This is a genomic window from Natrinema sp. CRL1 (assembly GCF_059162405.1).
The window spans coordinates 76,944-101,210 of record NZ_JBLVOY010000002.1 but is presented as its reverse complement, the minus strand read 5'-3'; the positions used below and the strand labels follow the sequence as shown (position 1 = coordinate 101,210).

Below are 24,267 nucleotides of genomic sequence, written 5' to 3'. Positions count from 1 at the left end.
AGTCACGGGGAGCACGGGTGTTACGAGCGTCGAGTGCCCCATTCGTCGCGCTCGTCCCGGTCGAATCCCGTCGTCGGGTTGTCGCGATCGTCGGTTCGGCCGGGGTCGTCCGAGGTGGCAGTTGTACGGTCGCTGTCGGTACTCTGCGTGGACGAGCCCGCGGCCGACCGCGACGGATCGCGGCCGCCCTGTGCTTTAGCGATCCGTTCGGCCTCCGCGCGGTCGACGACGGTCGGGTTCGACGTTTCCCGACTGATCGCCAGCCAGATGGCCAGCGGAACCACGAGAGAGACAACCAAGAGGACAGCGAAGACGACGGGCATGGTCGGCACATACTCGATCGTCCGAACACAAAAGATTTGTGTGATGACAGGAATGGAGACGACTATGAAAGACGACGATCGCGGCTGTCCGAAGTGCGACCACACGGAGACGGAAATCGATGAAATCTCGACCACGGGAGGCGGTCTATCGAAGATGTTCGACATCCAGAACCGGAGTTTCATGGTCGTAAGCTGTACGAACTGCGGCTACTCGGAGCTCTATAAGGGGCAGTCGTCGGGCAACATGGTCGATCTGTTCCTCGGGTAGGTCCGATCGGACACGAAGCCGACGACGCGGAGTCGACCGAATCGGGCGCCTCGGGAGCGGAGAAACTGTAAACAGTTATCCGACTGGGGGCGCTATCCCCCCACAAGATGGCCAACGACGTCAAGCCCACCCGCAAGAACTTGATGGCGATCGAGGATCGCATCGAGCTTTCCGAGCGGGGACACGGCACGCTCGAGAAGAAACGCGACGGGCTGATCATGGAGTTCATGGACATTCTGGACAAGGCCCAGGACGTCCGCGGCGAGCTCGCCGACGACTACCAGGACGCCCAAAAGAAGATCAATATGGCCCGGGCGATGGAAGGCGACGTCGCGGTCCGCGGTGCCGCATCGGCCCTGCAGGAACACCCCGAAATCACCACCGAGTCGAAGAATATCATGGGCGTCGTCGTCCCGCAAATCGAGTCCTCGAAGGTCACCAAGAGCCTCGACCAGCGTGGCTACGGGATCATGGGCACCTCCGCCCGCATCGACGAGGCCGCCGAAGCCTACGAGGACCTGCTGCAAAGCATCATCCTCGCCGCCGAGGTTGAGACGGCGATGAAGAAGATGCTCCGCGAGATCGAGACCACCAAGCGACGGGTCAACGCTCTCGAGTTCAAGCTCCTGCCGGAACTGTACGACAATCAGGAATACATCGAGCAGAAACTCGAGGAACAGGAACGCGAGGAGACGTTCCGCCTGAAGAAGATCAAGGAGAAGAAAGAAGCCGAAGAGAAGGCAGAACGCGAAGCCGAAGCGGCCGCCGAGGCCGAAGCCGCCGAAGCGACCCAGGGCGAACTCGACGACGTCCAGCCCGACACCGCCGCACAGTCCCCCGCGGCCAACCAGTAAGGTTCGTCGGCATCTCGCGTCGTCTTCGGCCCGTACGCGCTACCTAATTCGATTCTAATGACCTGTTCTGCGTGTGGCTCGAGTGCGATCTCGTTTTCCGTTCCGGAGGCCCACCGCTCGAGCGTGCCGTCGGGTGCTGCTGTCGTATCGTTCTGTCCGTACTGTCTGACCCTCGAGTCGGCTCCGACCGGCGACGAGACTGCGACCGACGACCCGGACTTTGCACGTGTCAGCGATCAGTTCCCAACACGGCCCGAGCGAGCGATTCCCCTCGCGCTCGCGATCGGTCTCTGCTCGTCGCTGGCGACGAACCGCGCGGCGATCGAATCGCTGCTCGACGCAGTCGAACGGGCCGGTGTTGATCCGTTACTGATACTCGATCGGCTCAGTGCCGATCCGTCGGTCGAGCCGGCGATCGACCTCGAGCGCCGACGACACCAACTCGAGCAACTGCGCTACTGAACTTCGGCGACCGATAAAACGGTAGGTCGGAATCCGTACCCGATGGGACGGAGGCGGTCGAGGACGAACGTCGACGGCCGGCGCGATAGTCGACGACGGTATCAGCTTACTTTCCGGTCGGCCGCACGTTGTTGCTGATGGCCTGTTTGACCTGCAAAGCGGCGCTTGCGGCCAGTCCGCGCGCGACTTCGTCGCGCTCGTCCGCCGTGATGACCTCTTCGGCGGCCGCTGCCTCCTCGAGATCGGGCGTAAAGCCCGCGCTGACGGCGTGGCCCACCGGCGGTCTGACGGCGACGGTGACCTCCGGGCCGGTCATGCCGCTCGAGACATCGGCGTCGACCGCGTACTCGTTCGGGAGGAACTCGCGGGTTCGGGCGGCGATCCGCGAGACGTCGCGATGGAGCAGTCGTTTCTGCGCACTCGAGAGGTCAGGAACGTCCGCCGCTGCACGCTGCCCAGCACCAGTCTCGCCCGGTAGCCCTGCGTACGGCGTATTTCCGTTCATGAGAAGTGTGTACCCGTATCAATGTGCTGCCGGTTCAAAAGGGTTCGCTTTGGGTCAATCCGAAAGGATCGGCTCGCTGTCGCCGTAGACCGCGAGAACGACCGCCGTCGTATGCGTTCCCGACTCGGCCTGTTTGCTCTCGACGGCGACCCGCGGGTCGGCAAACTCCCAGTCGCGGAGCTCCTGCCCCGCGGCCAGCCCCTCACGGACCCGCCGTTCGACGTCCTCACGATCCATCTCGCCCGCCGTCTCGTAGAACAGCCCCGGCCCGTCGTCGACGGACTGCGCCCACGCGAGCGCCGCGCTCACGCGGCCGGGCTCGGCGGTGGTTGCTCGAGCCTCGACGACGGTCAGGCGCTCGCCAGCGGGGCCGAGATCGGGTGCGGTGCCGACGGCCTCGACGCGGGTTGCCGCCGGAATTACGGAAGAAACCGAGACGAGGTTGTAGTTCTCGACGCCGGCGTCCGCGAGCGCGGCGTCGTAGGAGGCCATTGCCGTGGGTGCCGACGCAGAGCCCCAGACGACTCGAATCGTGCTCATATCCGAACTGGGGGACGAGCGGCGTAAGGCGTTGCGATCCGGGTCGAACACACCGTCCCGATAGCGAGTACAGCGGGCGGGAGCGCGGCTCGAGCAGAGGCGAGAGCCGCGCGAACCGGGGAAAGGCAGCGACTCACCGGCATTCACCGCGAGCGAAGCGAGCGGGCCGACGACCGATGTGGAGAACGCTTTGCGTTCGGAACGGAGGGAGGAGTGCTTTTAATCGGATTTTTGCCGAGGGCGCGGCGGAGCCGCGCCCGCAGCGCAAAACTTCGTTATTGGTAGAAGTAACCGGCCGACGAGATCACGTCGCTCGAGTCGTCCTCCTCGATCTTCTCTAAGGCGTCGGCGAAGTCCTGATGGGCGACTTCGTTGCGCTCGTTGCGGATGGCGAACATGCCGGCTTCGGTGGCGAGGCTCTCGATTTCGGCACCGGAGTAGCCCTCGGTGTCGTCGGCGAGCGCGCCGAAGTCGACGCTGTCGGCGACGTTCATAGTCCGGGTGTGGATCTGCAGGATCTGTTCGCGGCCGTCGCGGTCGGGTTCGGGGACTTCGATGAGGCGGTCGAACCGGCCGGGGCGGAGGATGGCGCGGTCGAGCATGTCGAAGCGGTTGGTGGCGGCGATGATACGGATCTCACCGCGGGCCTCGAAGCCGTCCATCTCCGAGAGCAGTTGCATCATGGTCCGCTGGACCTCGGCGTCGCCGGAGGTCTTGGACTCCGTTCGACGAGTCGCGATGGCGTCGATCTCGTCGATGAAGATGATAGCGGGCTGGCGCTCGCGGGCCATCTCGAAGAGGTCGCGGACGAGCCGGGAGCCCTCGCCGATGAACTTGCGGACGAGTTCGGAGCCGGCCATCTTGATAAAGGTGGCGTCGGTTTCGTTTGCGACGGCCTTGGCGAGCATCGTCTTGCCCGTGCCCGGCGGCCCGTAGAGCAGGACGCCGCTCGGCGGATCGATGCCGACCTCGTTGAAGAGTTCGGGCTCGATCAGCGGCTGCTCGACGGCCTCGCGGACCTCGCGGACCTGCTCGTCGATGCCGCCGATGTCGGCGTAGGTGACTTCGGGCTTCTCGGTGATCTCCATCGACTGGGCTCGGGCGTCGGTCTCGGTATCCAAGATCGACTGGATCGCAAAGGAGTCGTTGACCGCCACGCGGTCGCCGGGCTCGACGCTGTCGACGATCCGCGAGGAGACGTCGGTCAGCACTTCCTGATTGTTACCGTGCTGTTTGACGATGACCTGCTCGTCGTCGAGGACGTCCTCGACGGTGGCGATGTACAGCGACGAACTCTTCAGCGTCTCGTTTTCGCGTTCGACGCGGTCGACCTTCTCCCGGAGGCGCTCGCGACGGTCCTCGGCGTCGTCGAGCTGATCGGAGAGCTGGTCGTTGACGTCGACCAGATCCTCGTAGTGCCCGCGGAGCGCCTCGAGCCGCTCGTCGTCGGGGAGGTCTGAGTCGATATCGCGGTGAGGTCGGTCGGGAATAGACGGGCTTCGAGACATCCTGATGTACGCCGATAGGATTCCGATAGTAAATGTGCCTTTGGGTCCCGGAGGGATTTCTCGAGCGCATAGCAGCTAGTCCCTTGCATATACGGGGTCGTTCGGCGCGAACCCGGTTCCGGGAACCGGAATACCGGATCTGGCGGCCAGCCGATCAGTCGAGCAGAGACTCGAATTCGTCGAGGCGCTGTCCGTAGGTCTCGAGCGCGCGGTCGATCGGATCTGCGGAACTCATGTCGACACCGGCGATCCGGAGGAGGTCGAGCGGATACTCGCGGGAGCCCCGGCGGAGGAACTCGAGGTAGTCTTCCGCGGCGGGCTGGCCCCGCTCGAGTACGTCGTCGACGATGGCGAGCGCGGCGGAGATACCGGTCGCGTACTGGTAGACGTAGAAGGCGCGGTAGAAGTGGGGGATGCGCATCCACTCGCGGGCGATGCGGTCGTCGATGACCGCCGGCTCGTAGTAGTCTTCCTTGAGCCCGCGGTAGAGGTCGTCCAGCCGATCGGCGGTGAGGGGCTCGCCCGCCTCCTCGAGCCGGTGGGTCTCGTGTTCGAACTCCGCGAACAGGGTCTGGCGGTACAGCGTCGAACGCACGCGCTCTAAGAACTCGTTGAGGACGTGACGGCGGAACTCGGGGTCCTCGACGGTCTCGAGTAGGTGGTTGGTCAGCAGGGCCTCGTTGACCGTGCTGGCGACCTCGGCGACGAAGATCTCGTAGTTCGAGTAGATGTAGGGTTGTTCCGCTTTGGTCAACTCGGAGTGCATCGAGTGGCCGAGTTCGTGGGCCAGCGTGTACATCGAGGAGATGTCCTGCTGGTAGTTCAGCAGAATGAACGGCTGGGTGTCGTAGGTGCCCCCGGAGTAGGCACCGGACTGTTTGCCCTCGTTCTCGTAAACATCGACCCACCGGGACTCGAGGCCCGCGGCCACCTGGGACTGGTACTCCTCGCCGAGCGGCGCGAGGGCGTCGACGACGTACTCGGTCGCCTGGTCGTACTCGAGGTCGGGACCCTCGTCGCCGGTCAGCGGCATGTAGATGTCCCACATCTGCAGGTCGTCGACGCCTAACGCCCGCTCCTTGAGTTCGGCGTGGTGGTGGAGCTTGTCGATGTTGTCGTGGACGGTATCGACGAGCGTATCGTAGACCTCGACGGGGACGTTCGGGCCATCGAGTGCGGCCTCACGCGCGGTGTCGTAGTTGCGGGCTCGAGCAGTCTTGACGTCTGCTTTGACGCTGTTCTTGTAGGAGGCAGCGACCGTGTTCCGCATCGATTCCCACTCGTCGAAATAGCCCTCGTAGACTCGTCGCCGGAAGTCGCGCTCGGGGCGCTTGAGCAGGTTCGTGAAGTTGCTCTGGGTGATCTCGACCGCGTCCCCGTCGGGGTCCTCGACGGTGGGGAACTCCATGTCCGCGTTCGAGAGCATGTTGTAGACCTCGCCGGTCGCGCCGGTCACTTCGCTCAGATCGGCGAGCAGCGCCTCGACTTCCGCCGAGCGCGTGTGCGGTTTCATCCGGAGCACGTCGTCGACGTAGTGGTCGTAGGTCTCGAGGTCGTCGACATCCGCGACCATCGCGTCGAACTCCTCGCGGGTCAGCGCCTGGAGTTCGGGCTCGATGAACGAGGCCGCAGACTGGGCGTCGGCCGCGAGCGACTGCGATCGGGCCGCCAGCACCTGATACTGCTGGTTCGTCGTGTCCTCGTCGCGACGCATCCGGGCGTAGGCCGCGACCATCGAAACCTCGCGCATGATCTCGTCGCGGAGCTCGAGCACCTCGAGGAGGGTCTCGGCGTCGTCGGTGACCTGTCCCTCGTAGGTCTCGAGCTCAGCGACGCGCTCGGCGACCGCTTCGGAGGCGGCCTCCCAGTCGTCGTCGCTCGCGTAGATGCTCTCGAGGTCCCACGTGTCTTCCTCGTCGACCTCGGAGCGGTCGGGAACGGAACTCATGGCCCGAATTTCGGAACGAAGATGGTAAAGGGTATCGGACGCCGTCATTCGCGGCGGCGAGGATTTCGGCTCCGAGCGTCCTCGGTGGCGGTCGGATCGGCGGTCGAAGATGGCGGGCGATCGGAACCGGAAGAACGAACCGCTTTTCACTCCGATTTCCCGAATCGACAGCATGGAGAAGCTCCTCGAGTCGTTAGACGACGCACCGATCATCGATAAGGACGGATACGAGTACCTCGTCCACCCGATCAGCAACGGCGTGCCGCGGCTCGATCCCGCCCTGTTGCGGGAAGTGGTAATCGAAGTGATGCAAACCGCAGATCTGGACGTGGACAAGATCATCGCACCCGAGGCGATGGGAATCCACCTCGCGACCGCGCTCTCGCTCCAGACTGACATCCCGCTCGTCGTTATCCGCAAGCGGCCCTACGGGCTCGAAGGCGAGGTCTCCTTACATCAGGAGACGGGCTACTCCGAGTCGGAGATGTACATCAACGACGTCGAAGCGGGCGATCGTGTCGTGATCGTCGACGACATGCTCTCGACCGGTGGCACGCTGGCGGCGATCTGTGACGCGCTCGACGGCATCGGGGCCGAAATCGTCGACATCGTCGTCGTATTACGGAAGGTCGGCGACTCGGCGCTCGACGACACGAAGTACGACGCGACGAGTCTCGTCGACATCACGGTCGAGAACGGCGAGGTAACGGTCCACTCGAAGCCGTAATCGACACAGACGAACCGGAGACGATCGACGACTACCGGGCTCGAGCCGACCTCGAGCCGTTGGTCGACTGATCGCATTGAGTATGCATAAACGTGTATACTATGGCCGCAGGCAGCGCCGTATTGGGCTCGGTTACGAAACTTTTTATGCACCCCTCTGCAATCTGGCGGCCATACAATGTCGACGGACGAGGACGGGGGCATCCAACTCGAGTACGGAGTGGACGACAAACCGCCGTTACCGAAATCGATTCTGCTCGGCTTACAGCACGTCGCGGTGATGATCGTGCCGGCGACGGCCGTGGCGTACGTCGTCGCGGGCGGGGTCGGGCTCGCTCCGGCGGATACGGCCTACATCGTTCAGATGGTCCTCCTGTTCTCCGGGCTGGCGACGATCGTCCAAGCCTACACCGTCGGCCCGGTCGGCGCGCGCTTGCCGATCGTCATGGGCTCGAGTTTCACGTTCGTGGGCGCGTCGATCTCGATCGGCGCGGACTTCGGGATGGCCGCGGTGTTCGGTGCGATCCTCGTCACGGGCTTTGCGGTCGAAGGCCTCATCGGCTGGCAGTTCAAGCGCATCAAACCCTTCTTCCCGCCGCTGGTGACCGGTCTCGTCGTCGTCATCATCGGCCTCTACCTCGTGCCGGTCGCGATGGACTACGCCGCCGGTGGGGCCGACGCCGCCGACTTCGGCGCGCTCCACCACATCGGTCTCGCCGGGCTCGTCCTCGCGATCGCCGTCGGTCTCAACATGTTCACGCGCGGGGTCACGCGGCTGCTTTCGATCCTCGTCGCGATCGTCGTCGGCTACGCCGCCGCGCTCGCCGCCGGACTCGTCGACTTCTCGGCCGTCGGCGACGCCGCGTGGGTCTCCCTCCCGGCACCCACCCGATTCGGCTTCGAGTTCGAACCGATCGCGATCGTCACGTTCGCCTTCCTCTTTCTCGTTTCCGCGATGGAGACGGTCGGCGACATGTCCGGCGTCACGGCAGCCGAGGGGCGAAACCCGACGAACGAGGAGTTCCGCGGCGGGCTGTTCACCGACGGACTTCTGAGTTCGATCGGTGCCGTCTTCGCCGCGTTTCCGATCACCTCCTTCTCCCAGAACGTCGGTATCGTCAACTTCACCGGCGTGATGAGCCGGCACGTCGTCGGCATCGGCGGCGTCTTCCTCGCGATCCTCGGGCTGAGCCCGAAGGTCGGTGCCGCCGTGACGACGATCCCCAGCGCGGTCTTCGGCGGTGCGGTCTTGCTCATGGCCGGCATGGTCGCCGCCAGCGGCTTCCGACTGGTCATCACGAACGCCGACCTCGATCGCCGGAACACGGTCGTCGTCGCCGTCTCGCTCGGCCTCGGACTGGGCATCGCGACCACGCCCGAAGCGCTCTCGGGGCTTCCGAGCGCCGCTGAAACGTTCTTCGGGCAGCCGGTCATCGTCACCGCGCTCTCGGCGCTGGTCCTCAACACGTTCGTTCCCGGCAAACAGAGCCCGCTGTTCGACGCTCGTGTACCCGACGCGGACGCCGATGCAGACGCCGCAGCCGCTGGCCCGACAGACGACTGAGACGCACTCACGGCCGTTCGCGCGGTCGTTCCCGATTGGACGTACTTGCATACAGATCTCTTCTAACTCGAGACGAACGAGCGATATGGACGACAGCGGAACGTGCGACGCGCCCGGCGACGCTAACTCTCTGCGTCGACCGCAGTCCGGACGACACGGGCGAGGCCGAGGACCGCGACGTACGTCCCGGCGAGGACGAGCATGACGAGCAACACGACGCCGAGGGCGGACGCGCCGATCTCGGGATGACTCCGCAGCGGCGACGTGAGGCGGAGTCCGAAGAAGACCACGAGGAGTCCGGCGGAAACGCGGATCGAAGCGCGCCAGTAGGCACCGTACTCCTCCGGTGAGAGTTCCATGCGCCGACGTGTGTCCGCGGCCGTGAAAAACGCTCCTCTGCGGTTCGGACGACGGGATCGCTCGAGTCGGGTCGACCGGTCAGCGAATCCCGTCGGCCACCTGTCCGGCGACGCGAGCCTCCGTCTGCCGGTCGACGCGGCGGCGGTCGAACACCGCTCGAGCGCTCGCGGCCGCGTCGTCGTCGATCTCGAAGGCGAGATCGGGGTACTCCACGTCGGTCAGCACGAGCGGCTCCGGCGGCGCGGGCGCGACCCCCTCGTGGCCGGGCAACGGCTCGGGGTCGAGGACGCGGTTGATTTTCGCGGGCGGCGACTCGCCGGTTCCGACCGCACGAGCCAGCGAGACGAGCCGACGGACGAGCTCTCGAGCGAAGCCGCCCGCGGCGGCGGTAACGACGAGGTAGTCGCCGTCGCGGCGAGCCCTGAGGGACAGCGAGCGCTCGGTGTTGTGGTCGTCCGGCGTGAGGTTGTGGATATCGTGGCTCCCGGACAGCGCCTCGCAGGCCGCGCGGAACCGGTCGTCGTCGACGGCGGGTGCGGTCGGATCGGCGGCGGAATCGCGCGTCGCTCCCTCGGCGGCCGGCGCGTACAGGTGATAGGTGTATTCCCGATGGCTCGCGTGGTGGGTCGCGTGGAACCCGTCCGGTGCCTCGGCGGCCGCCCACGCACGGATATCCGCGGGGAGTTCGGCGTTCAGCGCCCGCGGCGCGAGCCAGTCGGGGGCCTCGAGCGCGACCGTCTGGGCGAGCGCGGAAACCCCCGCGTCGGTACGACCGGCAGCGGCGTAGCCGGTGGGCTTGTCGACGTCTTCCTCGAGGACCTCGAGCGCGCGAAGCGAATCGAAGATCGCGTCCTCGACGGTCGCAACGTCGGGCTGGCGCTGGAAGCCATGGTAGTCCGTCCCGTCGTAGGCGATCCGGAACGCGCGCAGTGGCATGGTCTCGAGTCGATCCAGCGGGGCCAGCGTGTTATACGGTTCGCTGTGGCCCGGCGACAAGTGCGGCGCGTCGGTTCCAGCCGAAGCAGAATGCAGTCGCAGCTACCGATCACGGGATCGATGGAGTTAGCGTTCGCGCTCGAGTGCCGCCAGCGCGTCGAGCCGGTCGTCCGTCGGTGGATGCGTCTCGAACAGGTACCGTTCGATCCGGTGATGCCATTTTCGAACCGCCCAGTACGACGGCTCGATGTCGCCCTCGGGGCCGAGCATGACCTTTTCGGGTTCGGCCGGCTCGAGCGAGATGATCGACAACGAGGAGACACCCGACGCGTCGCGGAGGTCTCGAGTCGGTGTGTCGGCGACCTCCCGGTCTAACCGCCGGAGCGCACTGGCGAGGGCGGCGGGCGAGCCGGTCACCTCCGCGGCGGCCCGATCCGCCGCTCGCTCCCTGACTCTGGAGAGCCGGGCCGTGATCGTTCGCCCGACGACCCAGACGCCCGCCGACAGAAATCCGAGCGGTACGGTGACGATCGCAGCCCAGCCGGGATCCTCGATCCGATCGATCCGCGATTTGAGCCCGTCGGCGAGCACGACGGGCAGGGAGACGGCCGTCATGACCATCGCGTCGCGGTTTTTGACGTGGGCGAGTTCGTGTGCGATCACCGCCTCCAGTTCCGCTTGCCCCTCGAGCGCGTCGAGCGCTCCCAGCGAGAGCACTAGATGAACCGACTCCGGTCGGAAGCCGACGGCCATCGCTTCGGGGGCGTCTCGCTCCGAGACGGCGATCGTCGGCACCGGGACGCCGAGCTGGGCCGCGACCCGGGTCGTCGTCTCGTACAGCTCCGGTGCCGTCTCCCGGTCTACCGGGTGGGCGTCCGCGAGCCGCTCGATCGTCTCGCGGTGTCTGTACTCGAGGTAGCCGATCGTCACCAGCGTCCCGGCGGTGATGACCGAGGCGACGTGGGACGCAAAGGCGAATCCGAGAACAGAGAGCACGCCGTAGAACACGCCCCAGACTCCCGCGAGCAGGCCGAGCGTGACGACCGCGAGCCCGAGGACGGCGGCGACCATCCGTGCGCGGAGACCGATCGTAGTGGCGGCCATGGTCGTTGAACCCAAGTGACGGATTAAAATGTTGTCGAAAGAATATTTCCGACAGCTACCGCTCGAGTCCCTGTGACCGGAGTTCGATACCAAGGCCGTTCACGCCGATGAGGCCGGCAAACAGCACGAATCCGACACCGATCCGCCGAATTCAGTTCGAGAAAGCCGCCGAACAGCATCACGAGTATCGCAAATCGCGGAAGAACGGCACCGACCCTTGTCGATCGATGCGATTGGCCAGTCACATTTCTCGTGGAACTGGTTGGGTACTTTCTATGAACGGACGGTGGTTCGGGTTGGCAGCTGAAATCCAGTCCGCGAACGGAGCGATCATCGAGAGGCGTTCGACGGCGCTATCGGTGACAAATCACAGTTCGTCGCCGGTATCGAACTCGTCGCCCTCGGCATCGTCGAATTCGGATTCGTCGATATCGAACTCGTCGGTCTCGAGGTCCGACCCGCCGACGCCGACACTTCCCTCTTCGATCTCGATGGTGACGCCCTCGGTCTCGGAGGCGGGCGCGGCCCCGAGGAGTTGAGTCGTCGCCGACTCGACTTCCTGGTTGACCGACCAGACGAATCGCAGCACCGACTCGAGTTCGGTGCCGGCCTCGCGGACGCCCCGCTGGGGCGAAATCTCGCCCAGGCTCCGCGCGCCCTCCGGATGGAGGTACTGGATCGGGTGGTCTGTCGGGACTTCATGGAGGTCGACGTCGAACGACCAGAGGTAGGGCAGGGCCTGAATGGCGTAGCCCTGCGGTTTCGGTGCCCGCCGCCCGGCGGCGGTCAGGGCGACGTTGATCGCCGTCGATTCCGCGTCAGTGTCGAAGTACACGCCCGGAGCACCGGGAATGGAGACTCGCATACTCGAGGGAGGGGGCCGGGGACGGGTGAGTCCAGCCCCGGCAGTCCCAACCTCCTTTTAAGCTGTGCGGTGCCCGTCGACCGGTCTACCCCGCTCAGTGGAAGGTCTCGGCGAACTTCTCCCGGGGATTGATATCGAGTTCGCTCACACTCGAGTGATCCTGGCTCGCAGCAAAGCGGATCGCGGCGGCGATTTCCGCGGGGTCGCTCGCCTCGTCTTCGTCGTATCGTTCGGCGAACGGCTCGCCGTCGGCACCCCCGAACTGGGAGCGCACCTCGGCGGGGTTGATGATCGTGACTCCGACGTCGGCGTCGCCGATCTGGGCCGCGAGGCTCTTGGCGAAGCCCCGAACCCACCACTTCGTGGCCGCGTAGACCGGGTTTGCCGGTCGCGGATGTCGGCCGGCGAAACTGCCGACGAAAATCAGGTGGCCGTCGCGATCGCGGACGTGGGGAATCGCGGCTCTCGAGGCGTAGAAGACCCCGTCGACGTTGGTCTCCTGCATCGTCTCGTACTCTTCGGTCGTCATCGACTCGACCTCGCCACCGCGGGCCAGCCCCGCGTTGTTCACCAGCACGTCGATCCCGCCGAAGGTCTCGACGGTTGTCTCGATCAGCGCGTCGACATCGGCTTCCTCACGGACGTTCGTCGGGACGACCAGCGTCTCGATGTCGTGGGTCGCCTCGAGGTCGTCAGCGAGTTCCCGCAGTTGATCCTCGCTGCGTGCCGCGAGAACGACGTTCGCGCCCTCGGCCGCGAGTTCGCGACAGGTCGCCGCGCCGATGCCGGAACTCGCACCCGTGACGATCGCCGTTCCCTGCTCAAGTGAGTCGGACATATCGGCGACTAGGTCGGCATCGACCCTAAAAACGTGGGTCGCGGCACGGTTTCGCCGGCGGTTGCGGACGAGAGACAGTCGAACGGGCGGTGCTCAGTAGTCCTCGAGGTCGTACAGCTCGCCGTATTTGGACTCGACGTACTCGAGGAAGTAGTCGGCGGTCAGCCCTTCGCCGGTGGCCCGCTCGATCAGGTCGGGGGTGACGTAGCGTTTCCCGTGCTGGTGGATGTTCTCGCGGAGCCAGCCGTTGAGGGCGTCGAACTCGCCCTCGCGAATGTCGTCGTCGAAGGGGCTGCGGTCGTCCTCGCGGTCGCCGTCGGCTCGCGCTGCGATATCGTCCTCCGCGGCAGCGTACAACTGCGCCGCGAGCACGGAACCGAGCGAGTACGTCGAGAAGTAGCCGAAGTCGCCGTGGGACCAGTGGATGTCCTGCAGACAACCCTCCGCGTCAGTCTCCGGCCGCACGCCGAGGTACTCCTCGTACTTGTCGTTCCAGACCTCGGGGACCTCCGCGACCTCGAGGTCGCCCCGGATCAGGTCGCGCTCGATCTCGAAGCGGATCACGATGTGGAGGTGGTAGGTGAGTTCGTCCGCCTCGACCCGAATGAGGTTGTCGTCGTGGACCTGATTCGCGGCCTCGTAGGCTTCCTCGGGGGTGACGTCCTCGAGGGAGGGGAAGCGCTCGCGGGCGATCGGCAGGAAGTGCTCCCAGAAGGGGCGGGAGCGGCCGACGTGGTTCTCCCAGAGGCGGGACTGGGACTCGTGGACCGAGAGGTCCCGCGCCTCGCCCAGCGGCGTGCCGTAGCCCTCGTCGGGCAGGCCCTGCGTGTAGTTCGCGTGGCCGAACTCGTGGATGGTCGACGTGATCGAGCCCAGGAGGTCGTCCTCCTCGAAGCGGGTCGTCACCCGGGCGTCGAACTGTGTGCCTGACGAGAACGGATGCGGGGCCGTGTCGAGTCGGCCGCGGTTCCAGTCGTAGCCGAGCAAATCGAGCACGTCTCGTGCGAGCGCCTCCTGATCGTCGTCGTCGAACTCCCCGGCGAAGGCGTCCGCCGTGAGATTGGCATCGCTCTCCTGAACGGCGTCGATCAGCGGCACGAGGTTCTCCCGCAGACGCTCGAGGACCCGCTCGGCCGTCTCGAGGTCGATGTAGGGCTCGTAGTCCGCAAAGAGCACGGCGTAGGGGTCGGCGTCGGGGTCGATGTGCTCGGCGTACTCGCGCTTCAATTCGACCAGTTTCTCGAGGGTCGGCGCGAACTGCTCGAAGTCGTCCTCCTCACGGGCCCGCTTCCACTTCGGGTGGGCGTTCGAGGCCGTCGCCGAAATCTCCTCGACGAGGTCCTGCGGAACGCTCGTCTCGCGGTCGTATTTCCGGCGGATCTCGCGGACGACCGCGGCCTGCTCGCCCTCGAGGTCACCGCTCGCGGGTTCGCCGCTCGTGTCTCCTTCCAGTTCCTCGAGCAAGTCGCCGGTCTCGTCGGCGGTCAGCAGCTCGTGGCTGATCGAGGATAGCGCCGAGAGCTGCTGTGCGCGGGCTGGGGTGCCGTCGTCGGGCATCACGACCTCCTGATCCCACTGCAGGATGCCGGCGGCGTTCCCGATGTTCGAGATGCGGCGTACTCGCTGTTCGAACTGCTCGTAGGTGTCGGCCTCGCTCGCACCGTCGTGGGCCTGATCGGTCGCCATGGGCGTACCGTTCGCTCGGAAGCGGTATCAACGTCGGGGTTCCGGGCGACTCGAGCGCCGACGATCGCCGACGGTAACCACGCGAGTACCGACAGCTGTCGGCAGACGTGACGGTCAATACGCCGTTGTGACGGCGGGGAACGCGACCCTCCAGCGGCGCTCGCGAGACGGTGAGAGGCAGACAGAACTTGCAAGCACCGGACTGTTCCGCCGATCTGACGTATGCCGAGTCCCTATGGCACTCGCTGCACCACTCGCATCAGCCGTCGTTTTCGTTGTCAGCCTGTTGATCGGCGCGCTCGGCATCTACGCCGGCGCTCGAGTCATCGTCGGGAGAGGAGACTACGACCACGCCATCGTCACCGCGTTAATCGGGGCGATCGTCTGGGCCATCGTCGGCTTCGTCGTCGGCTGGATCCCGCTCGTCGGGCCGTTGCTCGCACTGATCGCGTACATCGGGGTCATCAACTGGCGGTATCCCGGCGACTGGACCGCCGCGGCGATGATCGGACTCGTCGCCTGGGTCACCGTCCTGATCGCGCTCTACGTCCTCGCCGCGCTGGGCATCACCGGCTTCGAGGCGGTCGGCGTCCCGGGAATCTGATCGGTCGTCGACCCGCGACCCGGGCCGATCGCGACGGCACTACCGCTCCGTGGGCCACTCCTGTGCGACCTGCTGGTAGGTCTCGAGACAGCGCTCGAGCACCGCGATCGAGACGCTCTCGTCGTCGGTGTGGGCCTCGCCGGGTTCGGACGGCCCGAAGATCACGCACTCCGTGCCGGCCCGCGAGAGCCAGCCCGCGTCGGTCGCGTGGGGTTTCGTCACGAGTTCGGGATCGGCGGTCTGGGCGGCGGTCGCGGCCTCGAGTACCGCGTCGGCGAACGCGTCGTCGTCACACCGCATCGGCGGCAAGTCTTGATCGACCGTCCACTCGACTCCCTCGAGGTCCGCGACCGACTCGAGAGCGGCGCGCTCGCCCGGCACCGTCCGCTCGTCGACGGTGAACGCACAGCGGGCGGGCACGACGTTCATCGCCGATCCGCCTTCGATTTCCGTGACGGTGAGCCGTCCCTCGAGGGGTTCGCCGGCCGCGTCGACCGACGGGGGCTCGAGGTCGCGAACGCGGTCGACGGCCGCGGTGGCGCGGTAGATAGCGTTCTCGCCGGCGTCGGCCTCGCTGGCGTGGGCGGCGGTGCCGCGGGCGGTGATCGTGCTCCCCCGGCGGCCCTTGTGGGCGACGGCGACGTCGGTGACGTCCGGTCCCGAGTAGTTCGTCGATCCCTCGCCGACGACGGCGTAGTCGGGGGCGAATCCCTGCTCGATCGCGTACTGCGCGCCGACACCGCCGACCTCTTCGCCGACGAAACTCGCGACGACGAGTTCGCCGGCCGGCTCGGCCTCGCGAAAGGCGAGCAAGGCGGCCGCGAGCGCCCCCTTCATGTCCGCCGTGCCGCGGCCGTAGAGGCGGCCGTCCCGCTCGTCGACGACGTACTCGGTTACGTCGGTGGCGTCGCTTCCGTCCGCCACTTGCGACGGGGCCGGTTCGACCACATCGTGATGTCCCACGAGCGCGAGCGTCTCGGCTCCCGTTCCCTTTCGCGCGATCACGTTACCGGCGTCGTCTCGGGTCGCGTCGGCGTCGGTCTCGCGGCGCAGCCACGACTCGAGGAAATCGCCGGCGGCGGTCTCGTCGTCGTGGCTCGGGATCGAAACGAGATCGCGCGTCAACTCGACGAGCGTCGAAGGCATAGACGGGGTATCGACGGCGATAGTGTTCAGTGCAGCGAAACCCGCGACCGGTAGGTCCGTCGCGATCAGCCGAGCCGTTCGTAGACCGGGGCGGTGTCGCCGGTGCCGTCCTCGGTCAAACGCGCGACCGACTCCCGGACCTCGCGGAGGCTGGCCGTCTGCTGTTGGCTGGCCGCCGCGGCCGACTCCGCCGCGCTCGCGACCGTGTCGGCCGACTCCGAGAGGTCGTCGAGCGTCTGTGCCGTCACCTCGACGCCGCGGGCCTGCTGGTCGGCCGCCGCCGCCATGTCCTCCATCCCCGAAGCGGTCTCGCGGGCCGACTCGTGGATCGCCTCGAGCGAGTCGACGGTCTCCCGGACCCGGTTCGTGCCGGCGTCGACGCGAGCGACCGTCTCCTCGGTCGTTTCGACGGTGGCCGCGGCGTCCTCGCGGACGGCTTCGACGGCGGCCTCGATCTCGGCCAGATCCGATTTCGTCTGCTCGGCGAACGAGCGGACCTCGCTCGCGATGACGCCCATGGTTTCGCCGCCGTCGGCGTCCGATCTGGTCGACTCGATCTTCGCATTGGCCGCGAGCACCGTCGTCCGCTCCGCGAGATCGTCGAGGCGGTCGACGATTTCGTCGATCTCGTCCGTCCGTTCGGCCAGCGCGTCGGCCGCGTCGGCGACGCGATCCGTCGCGTTCTCGATCGCCTCGAGTTCGTCTAACGCGTCGTCGGCCGCGTCGACGCCCTCGGCGGCGAGTCGTTCGGTTCGGTCGCTTTCCTCGCTGACCTCGTCGGCGACGCTCGCGACCTCCTCGACGGCGGCGCTCACGTCGTTGAGTTCGCCCGCGGCCCGCGCGATGCCGGTCGCCTGTGACTCGGTGTGCTCGCTGATCGCCTCCGCGCGCTTCGCGACGACCTCGCTCGACTCGTGGAGTTCGGCGATCGGCCCCTGCACATCGTTTTCGACCTCTTGGGCGAGTCGTTTGCGGCGTTCGATCGACTCCTCGAGTCGCTGCGCGTAGGAGTCGACGTACGTGTCGGTCGCGACCTGCATATCGAGGTTGATGATCCGCAGCAGTGAGAGGACGTCCATCATGCCGTCGTCGATGGCCTCTCTGACCGCGGCCTCGAACGAGTCCTCGAGGCCGTCGGCGGCTTCTTCGGTGCCGCCGCCGAGTCCCAGCGCGCCGACGACGCGACCGAGACCGCCGTCGTCGGCCTCGGCCTCGCGTTCGGCGGCCCACTCCTCGACGGCGTCGATGACCTGTTGCTGGACCCGTTCGTTCAGTCGGGACAGAATCAGGTCGTAGTAGACGCCGTACTGGCCCACGTACTGTTTCAGGGGCATGTCCAGTAGCTCGTGGAGTTTTCCGATCCGCGCCCGGTTCTTGAAGAATTCCCGGTCGTACTCCCCGGAGGCCAATGAGACGAGATATGCTTGTTGGGTCTGCTTGAGGGCGTCGACGTCTTTCGGCGACCGGTCGACGATCGCTCGCGTCTGCTCGTAGTGCAACACGTTCTCGTAGAAGTCGTCGGCGATCGCCTCGGCGTTATCCTGGACCATCGGCTCGAGGTCCGACAGCCGCTGTTCGTCGTCCTCGTCGAATCCGATGAACTCCTTTCGCCACGCGATTTCGTCCTCGTCGAGCCCGATGCGATCGACGAGGTCGTCGACGTCGAGAAAGCCGTTGAGTCCCCCACGCCCGAACGTCTCCTGCGGTTGCATGCGGGAAACGTGTTCGGTCGATCCGTTAAGTTTCCGTGAATATTCCCACTGAATAGGAACACGGGACTCATACAGTAGATGGCGCGTGCGGACTGCAACCGAATCCCGTGGATTTGCTGTGAACACCCTTATAGGCGTACGTGAACCAGTTTACGTATGAACGTCGTGCCGGATACGAGCGTGGTCATCGACGGCCGCGTCTCGGCGACTATCGAAGACGGGCAGTTCGAGGGAGCGACGATCTGCGTGCCCGAAGCCGTCGTCGCGGAACTCGAGGCGCAGGCCAACGACGGGATCGACAGCGGCTGGGACGGGTTAGAAGAACTCCAGCGGCTGGCCGACCTCGCCGATGATGGAGTCATCGAACTCCGGTACGTCGGCGAGCGACCCAATGCCATCGAGCGCGGCCACGCCTCCGAAGGCGAGATCGACGCGCTGATCCGCGACCTCGCGGAGGAGCTCGACGCGACCTTCGTCACCAGCGATGTCGTCCAGGCCGAGGTCGCACAGGCCAAAGGGCTCGATGTCGAGCACGTCTCCCCCGAGGTCCGTGAGATCGGGACGCTCGCGGTCGAGGAGTTCTTCGACGACGAGACGATGAGCGTCCACCTCAAGACCGACGCCGTACCGATGGCAAAGCGGGGCGAACTCGGTGAGATGCGCTACCAGCAGATCGCCGACGAACCGCTCGACGAGGCGACGATGGACGAGTACGCTCGCGAGGTCGTCGACGCTGCCAAGGAGTCCCCCGAGGGCTTCCTCGAACTCTCCGAGCCCGGCATGAACATCGTCCAGTTCCGGGACTACCGGATCGCGATCGGCCGCCCGCCCTTTGCCGACGGTATCGAGATCACGGCCGTCCGACCGATCGCCCAGACCGACATCGAAGACTACGAGCACGCCGACGAGCTGAAAGATCGCCTGCTCGAGCGCCAGCGCGGCGTCCTCATCTCGGGTGCGCCGGGAGCCGGGAAGTCGACGTTCGCACAAGCGGTCGCCCGCTACATCGCGGATCACGACTACTCAGTCAAGACGATGGAGAAGCCGCGGGACCTGCAGGTCGGCCCCGACATCACCCAGTACACGGAACTGGGCGGCGAGATGGCAAAGACCGCCGACGCCCTGCTGATGGTCCGGCCGGACTACACCATCTACGACGAGGTCCGCAAGACCGACGACTTCGAGGTCTTCGCGGACATGCGCCTCGCGGGTGTGGGCATGATCGGCGTCGTCCACGCGACGCGGCCGATCGACGCGCTCCAACGGCTCGTCGGGCGGGTCGAACTCGGGATGATTCCTCAGGTCGTCGACACGGTCGTCTACATCGAAGCCGGGGAAGTCAACACCGTCTACGACGTAAAGACGGAGGTCAAGGTCCCCGCGGGCCTCACCGAGGAGGATCTCGCTCGTCCGGTCATTCAGGTCACGAACTTCCAGACTGGCGAGCCCGAGTACGAGATCTACACCTTCAACCGACAGGTCGTCACCGTCCCGCTGAACGACGAGGACGGTGGCCCCGGCACCGAGTCCGGCGTCGACCGCATCGCCAAACAGGAAATCGAACGGGAGATCCGCTCGATTGCGCGGGGCTACGTCGACGTCGAACTCAAGAGCCAGGATAAGGCCGTCGTCTACGTCGAGGAAGACGACATCTCGACGGTCATCGGCAAGGGCGGCGGTCGCATCACCGACGTCGAGAACCGGCTGGGGATCGACATCGACGTCCGGACCCACGACGAGAACCCCAACTACGGCGCGGGCGGCGGCTCCGGTGGTGCTAGCGCCAACGGCGGCGGGAGCAGCGGCGGTTCACAGCCCGGCCAGATGGTCCAGCCCGAAATCACCTCGAGACACATCGTCATCCCCGTCGACGGCAACCACGGCGAGACGGTCGAGGTGCAGGCCGCCGGCGAGTACCTCTTCACCGCGACGGTGAGCCGCGGGGGCGAAATTCAAGTGTCACGCGGGAGCGCGATCGCCGAGGAACTCGAGCGAGCGATCGACCGGAAGGATCCGGTAACGATCGTGCCGTCGTAAGCAGGTGAACCGCGACCGAACGCAGTGAAACGGCTTTTTGGTGGAGATTTTTGCACGAGCGGTCGGCTTCGCCGACCCGAGTGGAAAAAGGTCCACCGGCAAGGATCCGGTAACGATCGTGCCGTCGTAAGCAGGCGAACCGCGACCGAACGCAGTGAGATCGACTTTTTGGTGGAGATTGTTGTACGAGCGAGTCGGCCAGCAAAGCCGGTACGCGTAAAACTCGAGTCTCGCACGGCCCCGATCACGTCAGCCCTCGAGCGGGCCACAGCGCGCACGAGGAAATGCGATCGATAATCGGTCCGGACGCGGAGCGGACGAATGCAACGGACTAGTACACCCGTACAAAAACGGACGGGTTTCGAGCGAGGTCGATGGACGATCTGTCGGAAATATCAGCGGCGTTCGACCGCATGCGTGTGAACTACTACCAAAATTGCAACGTGGACAAGCAGTACCTTCATATACAAGACAATCGTTTGGATGAATAGAGCACAACAGAGTGATTCCAACGTATGAGCGTAGATAGGAAGACGTTCGTCTACTCGGGTATCGCACGCACGAACGGACCGTTTCTCACGGACACCCAGTCGCTCGAGGCGCTTCGCGAACGGATCGTCGCCGATATCCAGACGCGGGTCGCCGACGCCGGAGCTGACGGCGTCGTCGTGGCGATGAGCGGCGGGATCGACTCGACGCTGACGGCGGCGCTGGCGGTCGACGCCGTCGGGAACGACCGCGTTCTCGGGTTGGGGCTGCCAAGTAGCAAAACCGACGGAGCCCACGTGAGCGACGCCCGCACGATCGCCGAGGGAATGGGCATCGAGTTCGAGCAGATTCAGTTGCGGCCGTTGCTCGAGGCCTTCGACGGGACGGTCGCAAGCGCCCTCGAATCGGACGCCGAAGATGGGACGCCGGACGTGCGAACCCACGAAACCGGGAACGTCACCGCGCGGCTCCGGATGATCGTCGCCTACTACGCGGCGAATCGCCAGTCGCGGCTCGTCCTCGGCACCGCGAACCGCTCGGAGCGACTCCTCGGTTACTTCACCAAGTACGGCGACGGCGCGGCCGACGCCTATCCGATCGGCGACTGCTACAAGACGGAGGTCCGAGCGCTCGCGAAACACGTCGGGCTCCCCCGCCGGATCGTTAGCAAGGAACCGACAGCGGGCTTTTGGGCCACGCAGACCGACGCCGACGAACTCGGCGCGCGGTACGACGTCATCGATCCGCTGCTCTATCGGCTCGTCGAAGAGGGATTACCGCTCGAGGACGCCATCGGCGAACTGCGGATCGACCGCGAGACGGCCGCAGACATCGCGGCTCGCTATGCTAATACCGCACACAAACGGACGACGCCGCCGACGCCGGGAATCGCCGGCCGCGACGACGAACGAGTCGGCGACGGCACGGAATAACCGAAGGGGTCGCAGTCGCGTCGATCAGGATCGGAACCGCTCGCGGCACAGATTCGGCGGACTCAGCGCTCGGCGTCGACGCTGTAGAGATCCGGATTGCGCCACCAGAACAGCCCCCACGCTAGGAGGAAGCCGCCGGCCATCGCGAGGACGTCCTGCAGAAAGCCGGGGAGACCAAAGCCGACGATCGCGACGAGCGCGATGGCCGAGCCAAGCGTCGCCCCCGCTACGACGAACAGAACATCGCCGACGATTCGGACCCTAGAGTGCGTCCAATAATGCTGTTTGTCCGCGTCGTACCAGACGCCGACGTAGATCAACACCGGAGACATGGTCGCGATAACCGTAATCGATCGGTAGGCCTCGGGGAGCCCGCTCGGGAGCACGACGAGCCAGTTGAGCAGGTTCGCGATCAACGCCGCCAGAAACAGGCCGACAAGTAGCCAGCCCCACCGCGGTAACCGCTGTTTGTCCATATCGAAACCCGATCACCGCTGGAAAATAATCCTGCCGTTCTCGCCGTTATTCAGCGCAGCACGCGTCTTTCTTCGGGGACTCCTCGACGCCGTTCCCGTCGGCCGCGACCGGTTCCTCGAGCCGGTAGAGACTCTGTCGGGCGTCGGCGAAATAGATATCCTCGTCGACGATCCCGATCTCTTCGAGGCGCTCGAGCGCGTATCGTACCGTTCGGGCCGAGAGCATCGATTCCTCGACGATCTGTTTTTGCGTTAGTGGCCCGTCATACTCGAGAACCTTGAAGACGAGTTTCGCGCTCGGTGGCAAGTCTTCGATCGCCTCCCCGTCGGTCTCTGCCATACTACGAATCGAAAGGCCCCAGCAGTATAAAAGTTGAGCCTTACCGGAGACGAAATCGTACTAGATTCCGTGACGGTTTTGCCGGTAAAGTGAGTGCTGAGCCGACGAAAAGCCGAATCCGAGTGCCACCCACGATCCGTCGAAACCGGTCAAAAACGACGGTACTCACCTCGAGCGACCCCTCCAGTCAGAGTATACTCAGATAGCTGTCACTGTCAGTATGTCTGACGACGACGGGGTGATCATCCCTCGCCGATCATCCGATCTTCGTCGGCCCACTCGCGCTGGCGCAACTCGTACTTCTGGGTCTTACCGGTCGCAGTCTTGGGTAGTTCTTTGACGTACTCGATTCGGCGGACGACCTTGTAACTCGCGAGGTTCTCGCGGGTGAATTCGGTCAATTCCGCCGCCGACACCGGCGGATCGGTCGGATCGCCGTTCGACGGCACGACGAACGCCTTCGGCGTCTCCCCCCACTCGTCGCTCGGCGCGGGAATCACCGCCGCGTCCGCGACCGCGTCGTGGTCGAACAACGTGTCCTCGAGTTCGATGCTCGAGATGTTCTCGCCCCCGGAGATGATGATGTCTTTCTTCCGGTCCCGAATGGCGATCATGCCGTTTTCGTCGACAGTCGCGAGGTCTCCGGTATGGTAGTAGCCCTCGACACGGTCGTTGAAGGCCGCCTCGGTTTCCTCGGGCTTGTTCCAGTAGCGGTCCATGATCTGGTTGCCGCGGACGACGATCTCGCCGAGGGTCTGATCGTCGCGGGGGACGTTCTCGCCGTCCTCGTCGACGACGCGAACGTCGGTTCCCAGCACGCCCATCCCCTGTCGTTTCTTGATCTCGAAGCGGTTGTCGTCGGTCATGAGCCGCTTCGCGTCGGAGATGGTAATCAGCGGCCCCGTCTCGGTCGCGCCGTAGAGGTGTTTCAGATACCAGCCGAAGCGATCCTCGACGGCACGGATGGTCGCCTCCGGCGGCGCGCTGCCTGCGGTCGTGACCCGGACCTGCTTGTCGCCCGTCATCGCTGGCTCGCCTGCTTCGGCGGTTTCACCGCCTCCGTCTCGCTGCCCTTTCGGCGCAGCGCCCTCGCTCTCGTAGTAGTCGATCAGCTGGTTGAGCACTGCCGGGGCGGCACAGAGGAAGGAGACGTCTTCCTCGCGGATCGACGAGACGACCTGGTCAGGGTTGACCCCGCGCGTACAGACGTGAGTGGCACCCATGCCAGTCACCGCGTAGATGTGGCCCCAGCCGTTGACGTGGAACATCGGCAGCGTCCACAGGTAGGTGTCGTCGTCGGTGATCTCGTGGTAGATCGACATCAGGTAGGCGTGAAGCGTCTCGGTCCGGTGGGTTCGACAGACGCCCTTCGGATCGCCCGTCGTCCCCGAGGTGTAGTTGATCGTAATGATCTCGTCTTCGGCCATCTCCGGCTGGTCGAACTCGGTGCCCGCCTCCTCGAGGACCGCATCGAACTCCTCCCAATTACCTTCCACTGCGTCCGCGTCGTTCGTCACGAACGTCTCGGTCGGCACCTCGTCGCGGATTTCCTCTATCTTGTCGGCGAAGTCGTAATCCGCGAAGATCGCGTCGACACCCGCGTCCGAGAGGATGTACTCGTAGTCGGCCGGCTCGAGCCGGTAGTTCAGCGGCGTGTGCACCGCGCCGAGTTGCATCGCGCCGAAGGCCGCCTCGAGGTGATAGTGGGTGTTCGGATCGAGGACGGCGACGCGATCGCCCTTCTCGATGCCCCAATCCTGGAGCGCCGCCGCGAACCGGTCGACCCGCTCGCCGAACTCGGCGTAGGTGTATCGGTCGCCGTCGGTCCCCACGATCGCTTCCTCGTCCTCGTAGTAGGCGCGTGCCTGCTCGAGGAAATCGGTGACAACGAGTGGCCGTTGCATACCTCACGATTTTTGTTTATCACTATTATATCTGCATGATCGGCGATCGGGTACTGTCGGCGGCCGAGAGTCAGGTCGTAGTACGGACAGGAACCTGCGACCCGACCAGCGGCGACGAAATAGTTCCGATCGCTGGTCGA

Annotated in this window: 24 protein-coding genes; 8 read left to right on the top strand and 16 right to left on the bottom strand. The window is 65.3% G+C overall.

What is annotated here, in order from left to right; translation table 11 throughout:
* Positions 1 to 20 precede the first annotated feature (20 nt).
* On the bottom strand, positions 21 to 323 hold the full coding sequence (locus tag ACJYUO_RS06245) for a DUF8143 family protein (RefSeq protein ID WP_494344532.1): 303 nt from the start codon (positions 321 to 323) through the stop codon (positions 21 to 23).
* Positions 324 to 387: 64 nt separating this feature from the next.
* Between ACJYUO_RS06245 and ACJYUO_RS06240 the strand changes: the two genes are divergently transcribed.
* The 3 genes from ACJYUO_RS06240 to ACJYUO_RS06230 all read left to right on the top strand — a co-directional run bounded on the left by ACJYUO_RS06240 (position 388) and on the right by ACJYUO_RS06230 (position 1,907).
* The gene (locus tag ACJYUO_RS06240) at positions 388 to 591 is read left to right on the top strand and encodes a zinc ribbon domain-containing protein (RefSeq protein ID WP_006430407.1); all 204 of its coding nucleotides are present in this window, start codon (positions 388 to 390) and stop codon (positions 589 to 591) included.
* Positions 592 to 698: 107 nt separating this feature from the next.
* Positions 699 to 1,445 (top strand): V-type ATP synthase subunit D, encoded by a 747-nt coding sequence (locus ACJYUO_RS06235; protein WP_494344531.1) that lies wholly within the window; start codon positions 699 to 701, stop codon positions 1,443 to 1,445.
* 57 nt (positions 1,446 to 1,502) lie between these two features.
* Positions 1,503 to 1,907: a DUF6276 family protein gene (locus ACJYUO_RS06230; protein WP_494344530.1), complete on the top strand. Its 405-nt coding sequence runs from the start codon at positions 1,503 to 1,505 to the stop codon at positions 1,905 to 1,907.
* A gap of 106 nt (positions 1,908 to 2,013) precedes the next feature.
* Here ACJYUO_RS06230 and ACJYUO_RS06225 read toward each other — a convergent pair whose 3' ends face one another.
* From ACJYUO_RS06225 to pepF, 4 genes are all read right to left on the bottom strand, one after another.
* A complete protein-coding gene (locus tag ACJYUO_RS06225) occupies positions 2,014 to 2,412 on the bottom strand; it encodes a DUF5811 family protein (RefSeq protein ID WP_494344529.1) in 399 nt (132 codons plus the stop codon).
* Positions 2,413 to 2,466: 54 nt separating this feature from the next.
* Complete coding sequence (locus ACJYUO_RS06220) at positions 2,467 to 2,952, bottom strand: pyruvoyl-dependent arginine decarboxylase (protein ID WP_494344528.1); 486 nt, start codon at positions 2,950 to 2,952, stop codon at positions 2,467 to 2,469.
* A 275-nt stretch (positions 2,953 to 3,227) separates the two neighbouring features.
* Complete coding sequence (pan2, locus tag ACJYUO_RS06215) at positions 3,228 to 4,460, bottom strand: proteasome-activating nucleotidase Pan2 (protein ID WP_494344527.1); 1,233 nt, start codon at positions 4,458 to 4,460, stop codon at positions 3,228 to 3,230.
* 154 nt (positions 4,461 to 4,614) lie between these two features.
* On the bottom strand, positions 4,615 to 6,408 hold the full coding sequence (gene pepF, locus ACJYUO_RS06210) for an oligoendopeptidase F (RefSeq protein WP_494344526.1): 1,794 nt from the start codon (positions 6,406 to 6,408) through the stop codon (positions 4,615 to 4,617).
* Between the two features lie 172 nt (positions 6,409 to 6,580).
* On the opposite strand from pepF, the gene hpt reads away from it, so the two are divergent.
* Entirely contained in the window at positions 6,581 to 7,135 is a 555-nt protein-coding gene (gene hpt / locus ACJYUO_RS06205; protein WP_494344525.1) for a hypoxanthine/guanine phosphoribosyltransferase, read from the top strand.
* A 177-nt stretch (positions 7,136 to 7,312) separates the two neighbouring features.
* The gene (locus tag ACJYUO_RS06200) at positions 7,313 to 8,698 is read left to right on the top strand and encodes a uracil-xanthine permease family protein (RefSeq protein ID WP_494344524.1); all 1,386 of its coding nucleotides are present in this window, start codon (positions 7,313 to 7,315) and stop codon (positions 8,696 to 8,698) included.
* A gap of 122 nt (positions 8,699 to 8,820) precedes the next feature.
* Here ACJYUO_RS06200 and ACJYUO_RS06195 read toward each other — a convergent pair whose 3' ends face one another.
* The 6 genes from ACJYUO_RS06195 to ACJYUO_RS06170 all read right to left on the bottom strand — a co-directional run bounded on the left by ACJYUO_RS06195 (position 8,821) and on the right by ACJYUO_RS06170 (position 14,487).
* Complete coding sequence (locus ACJYUO_RS06195; protein WP_494344523.1) at positions 8,821 to 9,057, bottom strand: hypothetical protein; 237 nt, start codon at positions 9,055 to 9,057, stop codon at positions 8,821 to 8,823.
* Between the two features lie 79 nt (positions 9,058 to 9,136).
* Positions 9,137 to 9,994, bottom strand: a complete 858-nt coding sequence (gene truA / locus ACJYUO_RS06190; protein ID WP_494344522.1) for a tRNA pseudouridine(38-40) synthase TruA — start codon at positions 9,992 to 9,994, stop codon at positions 9,137 to 9,139.
* A gap of 126 nt (positions 9,995 to 10,120) precedes the next feature.
* Entirely contained in the window at positions 10,121 to 11,065 is a 945-nt protein-coding gene (locus ACJYUO_RS06185; RefSeq protein ID WP_494345377.1) for a M48 family metalloprotease, read from the bottom strand.
* A gap of 400 nt (positions 11,066 to 11,465) precedes the next feature.
* Complete coding sequence (locus ACJYUO_RS06180) at positions 11,466 to 11,963, bottom strand: hypothetical protein (RefSeq protein ID WP_494344521.1); 498 nt, start codon at positions 11,961 to 11,963, stop codon at positions 11,466 to 11,468.
* A gap of 94 nt (positions 11,964 to 12,057) precedes the next feature.
* Positions 12,058 to 12,801 carry an SDR family oxidoreductase gene (locus tag ACJYUO_RS06175; protein WP_494344520.1) on the bottom strand — a complete coding sequence of 248 codons (744 nt, stop codon included), beginning with the start codon at positions 12,799 to 12,801 and terminating at the stop codon, positions 12,058 to 12,060.
* A gap of 93 nt (positions 12,802 to 12,894) precedes the next feature.
* Positions 12,895 to 14,487 carry a carboxypeptidase M32 gene (locus ACJYUO_RS06170; protein WP_494344519.1) on the bottom strand — a complete coding sequence of 531 codons (1,593 nt, stop codon included), beginning with the start codon at positions 14,485 to 14,487 and terminating at the stop codon, positions 12,895 to 12,897.
* A 235-nt stretch (positions 14,488 to 14,722) separates the two neighbouring features.
* Here ACJYUO_RS06170 and ACJYUO_RS06165 point away from each other — a divergent pair, with 235 nt between their 5' ends.
* A complete protein-coding gene (locus ACJYUO_RS06165; protein ID WP_494344518.1) occupies positions 14,723 to 15,091 on the top strand; it encodes a hypothetical protein in 369 nt (122 codons plus the stop codon).
* A 39-nt stretch (positions 15,092 to 15,130) separates the two neighbouring features.
* On the opposite strand, the gene ACJYUO_RS06160 is transcribed toward ACJYUO_RS06165, so the two are convergent.
* The gene (locus ACJYUO_RS06160; RefSeq protein WP_494344517.1) at positions 15,131 to 16,237 is read right to left on the bottom strand and encodes a M20 family metallopeptidase; all 1,107 of its coding nucleotides are present in this window, start codon (positions 16,235 to 16,237) and stop codon (positions 15,131 to 15,133) included.
* 65 nt (positions 16,238 to 16,302) lie between these two features.
* On the bottom strand, positions 16,303 to 17,949 hold the full coding sequence (locus tag ACJYUO_RS06155) for a protoglobin domain-containing protein (protein ID WP_494344516.1): 1,647 nt from the start codon (positions 17,947 to 17,949) through the stop codon (positions 16,303 to 16,305).
* Positions 17,950 to 18,105: 156 nt separating this feature from the next.
* On the opposite strand from ACJYUO_RS06155, the gene ACJYUO_RS06150 reads away from it, so the two are divergent.
* The gene (locus ACJYUO_RS06150; RefSeq protein WP_494344515.1) at positions 18,106 to 19,986 is read left to right on the top strand and encodes a PINc/VapC family ATPase; all 1,881 of its coding nucleotides are present in this window, start codon (positions 18,106 to 18,108) and stop codon (positions 19,984 to 19,986) included.
* A 515-nt stretch (positions 19,987 to 20,501) separates the two neighbouring features.
* A complete protein-coding gene (locus tag ACJYUO_RS06145) occupies positions 20,502 to 21,407 on the top strand; it encodes an NAD+ synthase (protein ID WP_494344514.1) in 906 nt (301 codons plus the stop codon).
* Between the two features lie 62 nt (positions 21,408 to 21,469).
* Here ACJYUO_RS06145 and ACJYUO_RS06140 read toward each other — a convergent pair whose 3' ends face one another.
* The 3 genes from ACJYUO_RS06140 to ACJYUO_RS06130 all read right to left on the bottom strand — a co-directional run bounded on the left by ACJYUO_RS06140 (position 21,470) and on the right by ACJYUO_RS06130 (position 24,127).
* Positions 21,470 to 21,883 (bottom strand): hypothetical protein, encoded by a 414-nt coding sequence (locus ACJYUO_RS06140; RefSeq protein WP_494344513.1) that lies wholly within the window; start codon positions 21,881 to 21,883, stop codon positions 21,470 to 21,472.
* 46 nt (positions 21,884 to 21,929) lie between these two features.
* Complete coding sequence (locus tag ACJYUO_RS06135; protein WP_006430384.1) at positions 21,930 to 22,223, bottom strand: MarR family transcriptional regulator; 294 nt, start codon at positions 22,221 to 22,223, stop codon at positions 21,930 to 21,932.
* A gap of 242 nt (positions 22,224 to 22,465) precedes the next feature.
* Positions 22,466 to 24,127, bottom strand: a complete 1,662-nt coding sequence (locus tag ACJYUO_RS06130) for a long-chain-fatty-acid--CoA ligase (protein ID WP_494344512.1) — start codon at positions 24,125 to 24,127, stop codon at positions 22,466 to 22,468.
* Positions 24,128 to 24,267: the final 140 nt, after the last annotated feature.